Below are 12,185 nucleotides of genomic sequence, written 5' to 3' on the forward strand. Positions count from 1 at the left end.
GAGAGTATCACAGCGACTGACAGACACCTCTCACTCGAGCGTCACGAACGCGACTCCGACACCCTAAAGCGCGCGGACTCTGTGATTTGGGTATGGAGTATTACGAGGCAGCGGACTTTCTTTTCGATCTGCGGCGGTTCCGCCCGAAGCCGGGGACGGAATCCACGGCGGGGCTCCTCGAGTACCTCGAGTCGCCCCACGAGGGGGTGAAGTTCGTACAGATTGCCGGCTCCAACGGGAAGGGGAGCACGGCACGAATGGTCGAACAGAGCCTTCGAGCGGCCGGGTACTCCGTGGGACTGTACACCTCGCCACACCTCGAGGACCTTCGCGAGCGAATCCGCGTCGACGGGCGGAAGATTCCTCGCGGGGCCGTTCGTGACTACGTCGAGGCGACTCGCGAGTACCTCACCGAACGTGGTGCCGACGGCAACTCGCCGACGTTCTTCGAGACGATGACGGCGATGGCCATCTGGCACTTCGGGCGCGAGGACGTCGACGTCGCCGTCCTCGAGGTCGGTATCGGCGGGAAGTACGACGCGACGAGCGTCGTCGACCCCATCGCGAGCGCCGTGACGAGCGTGACGCTCGAGCACACGGGTATTCTCGGCGAGACCGAAGCCGAAATCGCTCGAGACAAGGCCCATGTCGCCCCTACCGACAAGCCGCTGGTGACGGGTGTCTCGGGTGACGCACTCGCGGGTGTCCGGGACGTTGCCGACGAGGTGGTGACGGTTCGCTCGAGGCCGAAAGACGGCGGAGAGACTGTGGACGAAGAAACCGCGGACGAACTCGCAGACGATCCGAGTGACGACGAACCCGCCGACGTGCTCGTCGAGTACGAGGGTCGAGTGAACCACACCGAAAGCGCCGTCACCATTAGACGAGACGACTGGCGATTCGAGACGCGACTTCCCATGCCGGGCGCTCATCAGGCGGAAAACGCCGGTATCGCGGCCGTCCTCGCGAAACAGGTCGCGGATATCGCAGACGACGACCTCGCTCGAGGGCTGCGAAACGCACACTGGCCGGGTCGATTCGAGGTCCTCGATACGGAGCCATTGGTGATCCTCGACGGCGCGCACAACCCCGGTGCCTGCGAGCAACTCGCGGCAACGCTCTCGACGTACGCCTACGACGACCTCCGGGTCGTCTTCGGCTCGATGCACGACAAGGACCACCGCGAGATGGTCGCCGCGTTACCGACGCCCGACTCGGCGGTGACGACGGAACCCTCACTCGCACGCGCCGAGGACCGAGACGTGCTCGCGACGGTGTTCGACGACGCCGGCGTCGCGGACGTTCGGACGAACGAGACGGTTCGCGACGCCCTCGAGAGCACACTCACCGACGCGAGTCCCGACGACTGCGTACTCGTCACCGGCTCGTTATTCGCCGTCGCCGAAGCGCGTTCTCGCTGGACGGCGACCGGCGTCCCGAAACGCGTTCGAACCCTCGCGGACGCCAGCACCGCGCTCTCGAGTGCGAACGTTCCCGGCTTCGCCAGCCACAGCTCTCGAGGCAAGGCCGTCCACCGAGTGCTCACGCTCACGCTCGAGCGCCAGCACGCGACCACACTGCAATCCGCGCTGTTACGCCAGGGCGGCGAGTGCGCCCTCTCCGGTCTCCAGCGGGACGACGAAACCGTCGACGCGGTCTTGATGGGGACGCTGTCGCAGTTCGAGCGTCTCGTCGACACCCTCGAGTCCGAACGGGAACCCGCTCTGACCGACGTCGCCCGAGACGTTCGCGCGACGCTCGAGAACGCCGACGCGAGCGAGGCGACTGGATCGTCAGAGAGTCGAGCGAAGCCATCGTATCCGTGGCACGAACGCACCGCCGTGATGGGGATTTTGAACGTCACGCCGGACAGCTTCCACGACGGCGGCGAGTACGACGCACTCGAGGACGCCCTCGAGCAGGCCGAAGCGATGATCGACGCCGGTGTGGACGTGATCGACATCGGTGGCGAGTCGACTCGCCCCGGTGCCGACCCCGTCCCCGTCGAGGAGGAAATCGAGCGCGTCGTTCCCGTCGTCACCCAGCTCGCGGATCTCGACGTCCAGCTCTCGATCGACACGCGAAAGGCCGCCGTCGCGGACGCCGCACTCGAGGCCGGCGCGGACATCATCAACGACGTCTCGGGGCTTGAAGACCCGGAGATGCGCTTCGTCGTCGCCGAGCACGACGCCGCGCTCGTGGTGATGCACAGCATCGACGCGCCGGTCGTTCCGGACCGGGACGTCGAGTACGACGACGTCGTCGAGGACGTGATCGACCAGCTTTCGGAGCGAATTCTCCTCGCCGAGAAGGCTGGCGTCGACCGCGACAAGATCGTTGTCGACCCCGGCATCGGATTCGGCAAATCAGCCGCCGAGAGCTTCGAGATTCTCGACCGACTCGCGGAGTTCCACGCGTTAGGCTGTCCCGTGTTGTTCGGTCACTCCCACAAGTCGATGTTCGGCCACGTCGGTTGCGAGTCCGGCGAACGCGGGGCTGCGACGGTCGCCGCGAGTGCGCTCGCCGCCGACCGAGGTGCTGACATCGTCCGCGTCCACGACGTGCCCGAAAACGTCGCCGCCGTTCGGACGGCACTCGCCGCTCGCGATCCGGAGCGCTTCGAGTGGTGAGAGTGAGCGCCGGTCCGTCTTGTTCCTCGAGTGAACGGTCTCGATCTCGATAGTCTCAACTGCCGGTCAAACATTCAACTGTCTGGCCCGGTAAGGTCGAGGCGAGCGCATCGTGCGCATCGGATCAACCTATGTCTGAGGATCACGATTCAGCCCACGAGACGGAGTTGCCGACGGATCGACTCGACGAGTACGACATCGACGACCAACTCGAGACGGCCACGTCGCTCGTCGTTCGCACGCCCAAACGCGCGCTGGTGGCGCTCCTCGCCGGGAGCGTGTTGCTCCTCTCGGCGCTGCGCTCGCTCAGCCGCGGACAGTTTCGCGCGGTGCCCAAAGGCGTACTCGGTGCCGGCTTGCTCGGTTACGGCGTTCAACAGGGTCGCGACCACTCGAGCGACGATATCGCGGAGACGTTCGAACCGTCGCTCGAGGAGGTAGACGGTGAGACCGACGGGAAAGAGACGTCCGATCAGGCCCACGCCGCCGCCGAGCGTGACGACTCGGGTCGAGAATCCCAGATCAACGCTGAGGGCGAGATCGACGACTCGGCACAACTCGGTGACGAGCGAAACGACGAGTCTGACGCCGAAATCGAGTTCACCGACGAGTCGGGTGACGAGCCTCGATCGAAACCCGAAAGCGAGGCCGACGCGGAGGATCCGCGACGAAACACCGACGAAGAGACCGAGGTCGACGTCTCCGATACCGCGATGGCCGAAGAGGTCAGCGAAGCGACCGGTCCCGATCCAGAGCAGGCTCAGCCGACCCAGACAGACGCCGACGAACCCGAGGAGACGCCCGAGGAAGACGCCTCGCATCTGAAAGTCGAACCCGACGAGGACGAGGACGAGGCGGAATCGACCGACTCGAGTGACGACGATTCGTAAGCACCGAATTCGGACTCGGGTGACTCTTACTGTCGACGGCTCTGTGCGGTTGCGTGCTCTTCGCGTTCCCACTGGTAAAAGAGAATCGCGGGAACGACGACGGCGACGACGGCGAGAAGTGCGCCCGCGCCGATCGCCCAGCCGGTGAACGATCGCGGATCGAACTGCGAGACGGCGACGTACTGGACGCCGACGGCGAGCACGAGCACGGCGACGACGATCACGAGTACGGGGAGGAATTGCTCGAGTCGTCCCGGACGCTCGGTGGCCATATTCGACCCACGAGGCCAGCGGTATTGAAGCGTTCGAACGACGCTGTAGTCGTGGCTCCGCTCCGGACGAATCGATCCTCGAGCGTGGCCTCGTCCGTCGCTTTCGCTTGTGGGTTTTCCCGTGGCGCGGGACGTTCCGGTCAGGATAAGTCCCCTCGATTCTAAGGCAATCGTATGCACTCTCAGGAACTCGGCGACTCCGGCGTCGAGGTCAGCGAAGTCGGCTTTGGCGCGTGGGTCGTCGGCACCGACTGGTGGGGCGATCGCTCCGAAGAAGATGCACTCGAGATGGTCGAGTACGCCATCGATCAGGGCGTTACGTACCTCGACACCGGCGACGTCTACGGCCACGGCCGCAGCGAGGAACTGCTGGGCCGGCTTCTCCCCGACGTTCGCGAGGACGTGACGATCGCGACCAAAGTCGGCTACGACTTCTACAACAACCCCCAGGCCGGTCACGGCGAACTGCCGAAGGAGATGGACCCCGAGTACCTTCGAGACGCCGTCGAGCAGAGCCTCGAGCGCCTCGAGATCGACACGATCGACGTGCTTCAACTTCACAACGCCAACGTCGACGAGATTACGCCCGACGTGCTCGAACTCTTAGACGAACTCGAGGAAGAAGGCAAGATCCGCGCTCGCGGCCTCGCACTCGGCCCGTCGATCGGCTGGCTCGCTGAGGGCGACCTCGCCATCGAGGAGGAATTCGACTCCCTGCAACTCGTCTGGAACGTTCTCGAACAGGAAGTCGGGAATCACTTCCTCGAGACGATCGACCGAACGGGCTCCTCGACGAGCCTGATTCCCCGGGTTCCTCACTCCTCTGGCATCCTGAACGAGCAGGTTAGGCCAGACACGGAACTCGGCGAGGGCGACCACCGCGGCTTCCGCCCCGACGAGTGGTACGAAACGGGCTGGGAGAAACTCGAGAACCTGCGCTTTTTGGAACGAGATGGCGAGCGAACGATGGGACAGGCCTCCATCGCGTGGCTCCTGAGCCACGACCCGGTCGCGAGCGTGACGCCGACGTTCCGCACGAAAGCAGATATCGACGAGTGGGCGGCCGCGAGCGAGGTGCCGAAACTCTCCGACGAGGAGATGGCCCGCGTCGAAGAACTGTACGCGAACGACTTCGACATCGACCGCGACGACGGAATGGACTCGCTTCGTTCCTCGGTCGACGGCGAAGACATCTCGTCGGCCGGCCTCGACAAACTCGCTGCGGACTGATCGTTTTCGCAGTCGACTGATCGTTTTCGCCGTCGAGTGAACGCCTTCGTTTTGACTCGTTCAGTTTTCGCTGAGACGGTATTCACAGCAACTCACGGAACGGATGAGGCAAATCCTCCGCTTTCTTATACCGACCCGAGAGAGTGTGACTGTGACACTCACGGATTGGTGACTATCGAATGGGAAAATACTCTCGACTCGAGCGAATCGGACAGTTCACGAGCAAGTACTTCGTCGTCTGGGTAGTGATCGCGTCGGGGTTCGCACTCTACTCGCCGGAGCCCTTCGTCCCGATCAGCGACTACATCTCGCTCTTTTTGGGCATCATCATGCTCGGAATGGGATTGACGCTCACGCCGGCGGACTTTTTGCGCATCCTCGAGCGCCCACAGGACGTCCTCGTCGGATCGATGATCCAGTGGATCGCCATGCCGGTGCTCGCCTACGCACTCGTGATCGGTCTCGGATTGCCGTGGGAGATCGGCGTCGGACTCATCCTGCTGGGCGCGGCACCCGGCGGAACGGCCTCGAACGTCATGACGTACCTCGGCCGGGGCGACGTCGCGCTCTCGGTGACGATCACGTCGGTGACGACCATCGCCGCACCGATCGTCATGCCCGCCTGGGTAGTCCTCCTCGCCGGCGAGTCGGTGACGGTTACGTTCGGCGAGATGGCCCAGGAGATCGTCTTGATCGTCCTCCTCCCCGTCGTCGGCGGGTTGATCCTTCGGTACCTCCTCGACGAGCACGCGCCGGCCGCCGCGGAGGTCGGGCTGTCGATCTTCCCCGCGATCAGCGTGCTCGCGATCGTCGCCATCGTCTCCGGCATCGTCGCCCTCAACGTCGAAGAGATTCTGGCCGCGAGCGCGCTCGTCTTCCTCGCCGTCATCGTTCACAACGCCCTCGGATTGGGTGCCGGCTACGGCATCACCCGGGCGACCGGGATGAGCGAACCCCGAGCACGCGCCTGCGCGTTCGAAGTCGGCCTGCAGAACAGCGGTCTCGCCGTCGCGCTGGCGGTCGCCTTCTTCGACCCGATCGCCGCGTTGATTCCGGCCCTATTCAGCGTCTGGCACAACATCTCGGGCCCCGCACTCGCGACCCTCTTTACGCATCTCGACGACGAGACGGTTTCGGGGTCCGACTCGACCTCCGCAGCCGACTAATCCGAATCACTTGACTTTTCAGTATTCGTATTGCTTTTCCCATCAAACGCTAACAGTATTGGGGTCAGACTTTTCAACGGGGGTGGTGTGAGTTAGTATACTATGAATACCGTTACGTATGTACAGAAAGCGTGTGCATACATCACTCGCCAGACGGGCGAACTCCTGGTCTTCGACGGGCCGGGTCACGACGGCCTCCAGATCCCGAAAGGCACGCTCGAGGACGGTGAATCGCCGCGCGAGGCGCTATTTAGAGAGGTTCGCGAGGAGAGCGGCCTCGAGACGCTAAGCGGAACGACACACCTGACGACCGACGTCTGGACGCGTCGCGAGTCGCCGCCCAAGCGCTACGTCCGTCATTTCTTTCACTCGACGGTACAGGACTCACGCGATCGCTGGACCCACACGGTAACTGACGGCGGCGAAGAAGACGGTGCCGAGTTCGACCTCCGCTGGGTCCAGCCGACGACCACGCAGTCGTTTGCCCTCGATCTCGACGACTACGTGCACCTGCTGCCGACCGGTGGCCTCCGCGGCGACGTCGCTTCTGCATCCGATTAGCGTTCTTCCGCTTACTTCGACAGCGCACGCTCGACGGCTTCGGCGACGCCCATCGCCTTCGCGGACAACTCCTCGGTGACGTGGCCCTCGTCGACTGCGGCCTCGAGTTCGTCCGCATCGACGATTTCGACCGTCCCGTCTGGCAGGCGAATCACGTCGACGTAGAGGTCGACGTAGCGCGCCGCGTCCGGAAACAGTTCGACGGGGGTACAGACGTTCACGTAGGTTCCCTTCGTTGAGCCGTCGTCGGCTTTGTACGTCGTCGGATACCACCAACGTCCCTCCCGAAACTTCGTGACGGCCACGTCGCCGTCTGCTTTCGCCACGCCGAGGGCGTCGTAGCTGCCGCCCCCGCGCATCGAGCGCTCGAGCGTAATCGAGCCGTCGCGATCCCAGTCGGTCACCTCGCCTCGACCGAGCGAGAAGCACTGGCCGTCGGGTTTGCCGTGGTGAATCTCGAGGCGGTCGCCCGTCGTCGGGCCGAACTGCTCGGAGACGGCGGCGAACGGAAAATCGTCGTCCTCGGATTCGGTGGCGTTATCGAGTTCGGAGACGGCCTCCGCGAAGTCGACGGCCGCGCTCGCCGCCCGATCGGCGGCCTTGGTTCGGTGGTGGCCGGGCATCGTCGTCTCGACGTCGCGTCGCAGCGTGTCCAGTTCGAACCGGGTTTCGCGGCCGAACCAGCACCACGCCGTCCGACGCGGCGACGCGAGCAGTTGTGGTTCGCCAGGGTCGTCGGGTGCGTCCGCGAGTTCGTCCTCGAGCGTCTCCGCGCGAGTTACAGCCTGCTCGAGGGCGTCCGTCATGCCCTCGAGGTCCGCGTCGACGGCTGGGCGTTGCCAGCGCAGGCCCCAGCCCGCCGGTACGTCGACCGAGAGCAACTCGGTCATCCCGACGAGTTCCTCGGCTCGCTCACCACGGAGGGCCGCAGAAACGCCGGTTCGGTCCCCCGAGAGGTAGCAGAGTCCACCCTGCACCTCGAGCGTCGGGACGACTCGCGGGTCGTCGTCGCTCCAGGGCGGCGTCGGCTCGCGGACCTGCACGCGATAGCGGTTTCCGTCGTCGACGTAGCCGTCCACGTCGTCGTACGTCAGGTAGCCGCGTCGCCCCTCGCCGAGGTCGACCGTCGCGCCGCTGCCGCCGCCAGCCTCGAGCACCTCGCAGTCGAACACGGTGCCGCGAGCGACGGCGTCCTCCCAGCGGAAGGCATCGAGCGCGAGGGACTCGAGTTCGGCCGCGATTTCGTCGACGTCATCGGGGACGCCGGAAACTTCGACGCCCTGTCTGTCTCGTGTCGTCTCGAGGGTCACGTCGGCCGGTTCGGTCGCAAAGTCCGTGTCGAAACGCGCCTGGATCGGGTCCGATGCCTGTACCACGTCGAGGCCGTTCTCCTCGATAAGCTGGGTGATGGCCGTGGTGTAGATGCCACGGACTCGCGCGCTCGTCATTAGAATCCCCCCGTCGTCCGCAGTAGGTCGCGTCCTGTGTCACGTCTGAGCGTTCCACGCACGTCGATCACCGCAACGTCTCGCGGTCGGGGGCGAACCGAACGCGGTCGTTGATCGTCGGCCCGAGCGTCAGTTCGACGGAGTCGTCGGGCAAGAGCCGTCCGTTCTCGACGTACGCGCCCCACGTATCGAATCGGAGCCAGCCGCGCATCTCGTCGGCGTGAGTCATTAGGTCCAGGTGCTCGACCGCGTGTTCGGGGAACTCGGCGCTCGAGTGAGCCATATCCATATCAGAGTAGACGGTGTCGTACTCGTCGAAGAAGTCCTCGAGCGCCCGCGCGTCCGCTTCGACGGCCTCGACGACGGCTTCTGAGGCGGCTCGAAGGTCGTCGGTCTCGAGACCGACCTCCCGCAGCGCCTGCTGGGTTCGCTGATCGAAGTGCATACTCGTCGGTTGGTGAGGGAGGCCTTTGTGCATTCCGAGTGCGCGCTAGGTGCTGCGAGCACCGACTCGAGTGTGTAAACGAGTTTTAGAATACGTGAACGTCTCTTCAAATGAATTAACGGCGTTCGTTATGCTCGAATGTACTATCGATACCTGGATACACCTGTTTTTCTTGGACTTCAACCCCTCGATCGCAAACGGAATGTAGAATTCGAAGCGAGTGTCGATTATGTATTCTCCAACAAACAAGTTTTTTAGAATTTCACGAAATGTTACTGATTTCGTTCACAATTCGATTACTACATATGTCCTTGAGTGTCTGTGTAGATTGTAGATGGGATTGAAACAGACGCGGCGGAAGGTAATCGCAATGGGTGGCATCGGGATCGGTGCAGCACTCGCGGGTTGTACAGGGAGTGCAGACGATGATGACGAAGAATATCAGGGTGGCGGCGACGACGGGGACGACGACGGGAACGATAACGGGGACGACCTTCCCGACGAAGATGAAGTCGAAGACCGTGAGGAAGGTGAGGACTATCTCGAGTTCGGAGATCTCTCGATTACCGAGCACGACTTAGTTGTTGAAGAAGGCGAGTTCCGTGATGAGGTGTACGTCGAGGGAGTTGTCGAGAACGGCGACGACGAAATGTTCGATTACGTCGAGGTCAGTGTTCGCGTGTACGATGCGGACGGACACCAACTCGACCGATACATGACCAACACGCAGGATCTCGACCCCGATCAGACGTGGGCGTTCGAAGTCACTATCATGGAAGATGCCGAAGACGTCGACGACTTCGATATCGCTGTCAGCGGCTCCCAGCACTGAGATCGGTCGTCATCGCGGATTATTTTGAAGAGAATCGAGAGACGTTGTCGGCTTACTCTGTGTGCTGTTCGATGGACGGGAGACAGTACTAAGCGTACGGCTACGGGTGGTGCTGGGAAGTCGTCTTTCACGCGTACCCTCTCGCCGTCGCGACCGACGTCCGTTTGGGACCTCCGCCAGTCTAACCGCTATCAATATACGAGCATGAAATGATCACTCGAGACCGGTTTCGCCCAGTACTCGTCGATTGTTGCCGTTCGATCGCGTCGAACAGTGGGCAACGAATCGACAGGTCCGGAGGATGACCGCCGAACGCTTACCAGCGCGTCTCTCGTAGACGGTCCCATGGACCGACAGCAGGACCCGATCGAGCGAGCCGACGAGCACTCGAGGGACCTCTACGACGTTTCGACGTGGGAACCTCGCTCGCGACTCGATCGATTTTCGTGTACCGTCTTCGATGTCCTCAATTACGGCTACCAGACGGTTCTCCTCGTCGTTGCACTCGCGATCACGCTCCTCTTACTCGTCCAGCCAGCCGTTTTGGTGCTCGAGGATCCGTCACTCGCCGTTTTCTTCGGACTCTCGGTCGTTCCCGCAGGCCTCCTCGCGGCGTTCATCTGGTACACGGACATCACGACGAACGAACCCTTGAGCCTCCTCGTCGCCACGTTCGTGCTCGCCGTCCTGTTCGCGACGTTCGCGGCCGTCGTGAACTCGGCGGTCGGACCCGTGTTGCAGTCGATTCCCCTGATCGGCACGGTGCTCTTTTTCTACCTCATCGTCGGTCCGGTCGAGGAGACCGTCAAACTCCTCGCAGTGCGCTTTTTCGCGTATCGCAGCGACACCTTCGACGCGGTGATCGACGGGGCCGTTTACGGCGCGGTCGCCGGTCTCGGCTTCGCCGCCATCGAGAACGCGATCTACATCTCCGGTGAGGTCGCCGCGGCAGACGTCGGGACGATCACCGCGGCGAGCGGAATCGCGACCGTTCGCGCGCTCGTCGGCCCCGGGCACGTCATCTACTCCGCGATCGCGGGCTACTACCTCGGACTCGCGAAGTTCAACCCCGACAACGCGGGTCCGCTCGTCGTGAAGGGGCTGCTCATCGCCGCGTTCGTCCACGGGACGTACAACGTCACGGTCGGCATCGTCCCCGAACTGGTCGCGACGCTCTACGCGGTTCCCTACGGCCTCGCGTTCGTGGGCTACGTGATCGTCTTCGACCTCGCGGTCGGCTACTACCTCTACCGGAAGATCGTTCGCTACCGCCGGACCTACCGAACCGTCAGAGACGACACTGGTGACGTTCCCGATCCAGAACTCACGGAATTCGATCCGCCACAGCGATAATGCGGATGATTTTCACGCTCGAGTGACCATTTCGGTCACCGACTGCAACGAAGTTTATTTCCCGAGTGGACGTCTACGATGTTGTGATGGTTGCACTCATCGGATCACTCGTCGCGTTCGTCGTCGCATTGCTCGTCGGCGGACTCGCGATCTACTTCGGCGCATCGGTGATCGCCGGTGTCGACGACTACTCACACGCGGTCGTGACGGCGCTCGTGGGCGCGATCGCGTGGGCGCTCGTGGCCTGGATTCCGCTGATCGGGCCGCTCATCGCGCTCGTGGCCTGGATCTGGGTCATCAACTGGCGCTACCCCGGCGGGTGGATGAACGCTGCCCTCATCGGCCTCGCCGCGTGGCTATCCGCACTGTTGATCCTCTTCCTCGTGAACGCGGCCCCCGGGATTCAGATCGACGCGTTCGGCGTGCCGGGCGTCTGATCACGCGGCCCGTTCGCTCTGTTCGCTGTCTTTTTCGACCGTATTCGCTCAGTCGCGTTCGTTCCGTTCACTCGGCCGTTCGTCCGCCTCTCGAGTCGATTTCACGAATACAACAGTAGATATAAGTCACAATACGACAACATTTAGAACGGAAGTCACACTCCAGCAAGCCGCGGGGGCGTACGTCTGAACTGCCCCGGGTGGTAGAGTCACCCGAGACGTGGCTTCCATCCCAGATCGGGATCTGAACGAAGCCATGATTACATTACTAACACGACGATATAAACGTCCCGAACAGCAACCGAATCACACTCCTCGAGAAGTGATTTTGTCGCGACTGATGGAGCCCCAACCGACCCGCCCTCGAGTGTTGGAGTGGTCGATGTGAGCGACGACTCGAGCGGGAACGACGAGGGTGAAGCCACAGACGACCCGCTGCGTGAGTACGAGGCGTACAGCTATCGGGACGAGAACGGCATGAAACGCTGGACGCATTGCCCGAAATGCCACCGCACGGTGATGGTCGTCGCCCTCGTCGAACCCTCCGCCGCACAGGTTGCCCCCTGTGGCTGCCGACTCCCACCGGAGGTCATGAAAAGGCGGTAGCGACCGGCGGATTCTCGACTCGCCCGACCCAAAGAATTATGTTACTTTCCCGACGCTCGACAGGTATGGGAACGATCCTCTTACTGATCGTCTTCGGATTCATCGCGCTCGCGTTCGTGACGTACGCGGCCGTCATCGCCGCGCTCAGGAACTTTTTCGGCGGTGAAAGCTGGGAGGACGTGAACGCGTAACTCGAGGTAGCACGTCTCGACTGCCGTAATTCAGTTCTGGCGTATCCGAACCTGTCCGCGGTCAGTACCGGCTAGTAGGACGAATGCTGTATTGGATAATTTCAGTGAAACTGAATTGAGTAAC

At 62.7% G+C, this 12,185-nt stretch carries 13 protein-coding genes; 10 read left to right on the forward strand and 3 right to left on the reverse strand.

What is annotated here, in order from left to right; genetic code table 11:
* The first annotated feature begins 92 nt into the window (after positions 1-92).
* Together folP and BB347_RS00215 are read left to right on the forward strand one after the other, a co-directional pair.
* Positions 93-2,630, forward strand: a complete 2,538-nt coding sequence (folP, locus tag BB347_RS00210; protein WP_076579650.1) for a dihydropteroate synthase — start codon at positions 93-95, stop codon at positions 2,628-2,630.
* Between the two features lie 131 nt (positions 2,631-2,761).
* Entirely contained in the window at positions 2,762-3,520 is a 759-nt protein-coding gene (locus BB347_RS00215; RefSeq protein ID WP_076579648.1) for a hypothetical protein, read from the forward strand.
* A gap of 26 nt (positions 3,521-3,546) precedes the next feature.
* Here BB347_RS00215 and BB347_RS00220 read toward each other — a convergent pair whose 3' ends face one another.
* Complete coding sequence (locus BB347_RS00220) at positions 3,547-3,792, reverse strand: hypothetical protein (RefSeq protein WP_076579646.1); 246 nt, start codon at positions 3,790-3,792, stop codon at positions 3,547-3,549.
* 174 nt (positions 3,793-3,966) lie between these two features.
* Between BB347_RS00220 and BB347_RS00225 the strand changes: the two genes are divergently transcribed.
* From BB347_RS00225 to BB347_RS00235, 3 genes are all read left to right on the forward strand, one after another.
* Positions 3,967-5,022 carry an aldo/keto reductase gene (locus BB347_RS00225; protein WP_076579644.1) on the forward strand — a complete coding sequence of 352 codons (1,056 nt, stop codon included), beginning with the start codon at positions 3,967-3,969 and terminating at the stop codon, positions 5,020-5,022.
* A 179-nt stretch (positions 5,023-5,201) separates the two neighbouring features.
* The gene (locus BB347_RS00230) at positions 5,202-6,188 is read left to right on the forward strand and encodes a bile acid:sodium symporter family protein (protein ID WP_076579642.1); all 987 of its coding nucleotides are present in this window, start codon (positions 5,202-5,204) and stop codon (positions 6,186-6,188) included.
* 102 nt (positions 6,189-6,290) lie between these two features.
* Positions 6,291-6,749, forward strand: coding sequence for an NUDIX hydrolase (locus BB347_RS00235; RefSeq protein ID WP_076579640.1), 459 nt, complete (start codon positions 6,291-6,293; stop codon positions 6,747-6,749).
* Positions 6,750-6,760: 11 nt separating this feature from the next.
* On the opposite strand, the gene BB347_RS00240 is transcribed toward BB347_RS00235, so the two are convergent.
* Positions 6,761-8,197, reverse strand: a complete 1,437-nt coding sequence (locus BB347_RS00240) for a DUF402 domain-containing protein (protein WP_076579638.1) — start codon at positions 8,195-8,197, stop codon at positions 6,761-6,763.
* 67 nt (positions 8,198-8,264) lie between these two features.
* On the reverse strand, positions 8,265-8,642 hold the full coding sequence (locus tag BB347_RS00245) for a DUF7532 family protein (RefSeq protein ID WP_076580208.1): 378 nt from the start codon (positions 8,640-8,642) through the stop codon (positions 8,265-8,267).
* Positions 8,643-8,976: 334 nt separating this feature from the next.
* On the opposite strand from BB347_RS00245, the gene BB347_RS00250 reads away from it, so the two are divergent.
* The 5 genes from BB347_RS00250 (at position 8,977) to BB347_RS19750 (ending at position 12,061) form a co-directional block, all read left to right on the forward strand.
* Positions 8,977-9,474: an FxLYD domain-containing protein gene (locus tag BB347_RS00250; protein ID WP_076579636.1), complete on the forward strand. Its 498-nt coding sequence runs from the start codon at positions 8,977-8,979 to the stop codon at positions 9,472-9,474.
* A gap of 345 nt (positions 9,475-9,819) precedes the next feature.
* On the forward strand, positions 9,820-10,827 hold the full coding sequence (locus BB347_RS00255; protein WP_076579634.1) for a PrsW family intramembrane metalloprotease: 1,008 nt from the start codon (positions 9,820-9,822) through the stop codon (positions 10,825-10,827).
* Positions 10,828-10,913: 86 nt separating this feature from the next.
* Positions 10,914-11,264 (forward strand): hypothetical protein, encoded by a 351-nt coding sequence (locus BB347_RS00260; RefSeq protein ID WP_076579632.1) that lies wholly within the window; start codon positions 10,914-10,916, stop codon positions 11,262-11,264.
* A 384-nt stretch (positions 11,265-11,648) separates the two neighbouring features.
* A complete protein-coding gene (locus BB347_RS00265) occupies positions 11,649-11,870 on the forward strand; it encodes a hypothetical protein (RefSeq protein ID WP_139326965.1) in 222 nt (73 codons plus the stop codon).
* Between the two features lie 65 nt (positions 11,871-11,935).
* Positions 11,936-12,061: a hypothetical protein gene (locus BB347_RS19750; protein ID WP_257787627.1), complete on the forward strand. Its 126-nt coding sequence runs from the start codon at positions 11,936-11,938 to the stop codon at positions 12,059-12,061.
* The last annotated feature ends 124 nt before the right edge of the window (positions 12,062-12,185 follow it).

This window comes from Natronorubrum daqingense (assembly GCF_001971705.1).
Taxonomy (GTDB): Archaea; Halobacteriota; Halobacteria; order Halobacteriales; family Natrialbaceae; genus Natronorubrum; species Natronorubrum daqingense.

Excerpts from the sequence above, each read along its gene's own strand:
- folP (WP_076579650.1), top strand. The coding sequence starts at position 93 with ATGGAGTATTACGAGGCAGCGGACTTTCTTTTCGATCTGCGGCGGTTC.
- BB347_RS00215 (WP_076579648.1), top strand. The coding sequence starts at position 2,762 with ATGTCTGAGGATCACGATTCAGCCCACGAGACGGAGTTGCCGACGGAT.
- BB347_RS00220 (WP_076579646.1), bottom strand. The coding sequence starts at position 3,792 with ATGGCCACCGAGCGTCCGGGACGACTCGAGCAATTCCTCCCCGTACTC.
- BB347_RS00225 (WP_076579644.1), top strand. The coding sequence starts at position 3,967 with ATGCACTCTCAGGAACTCGGCGACTCCGGCGTCGAGGTCAGCGAAGTC.
- BB347_RS00230 (WP_076579642.1), top strand. The coding sequence starts at position 5,202 with ATGGGAAAATACTCTCGACTCGAGCGAATCGGACAGTTCACGAGCAAG.
- BB347_RS00235 (WP_076579640.1), top strand. The coding sequence starts at position 6,291 with ATGAATACCGTTACGTATGTACAGAAAGCGTGTGCATACATCACTCGC.
- BB347_RS00240 (WP_076579638.1), bottom strand. The coding sequence starts at position 8,197 with ATGACGAGCGCGCGAGTCCGTGGCATCTACACCACGGCCATCACCCAG.
- BB347_RS00245 (WP_076580208.1), bottom strand. The coding sequence starts at position 8,642 with ATGCACTTCGATCAGCGAACCCAGCAGGCGCTGCGGGAGGTCGGTCTC.
- BB347_RS00250 (WP_076579636.1), top strand. The coding sequence starts at position 8,977 with ATGGGATTGAAACAGACGCGGCGGAAGGTAATCGCAATGGGTGGCATC.
- BB347_RS00255 (WP_076579634.1), top strand. The coding sequence starts at position 9,820 with ATGGACCGACAGCAGGACCCGATCGAGCGAGCCGACGAGCACTCGAGG.
- BB347_RS00260 (WP_076579632.1), top strand. The coding sequence starts at position 10,914 with ATGGTTGCACTCATCGGATCACTCGTCGCGTTCGTCGTCGCATTGCTC.
- BB347_RS19750 (WP_257787627.1), top strand. The coding sequence starts at position 11,936 with ATGGGAACGATCCTCTTACTGATCGTCTTCGGATTCATCGCGCTCGCG.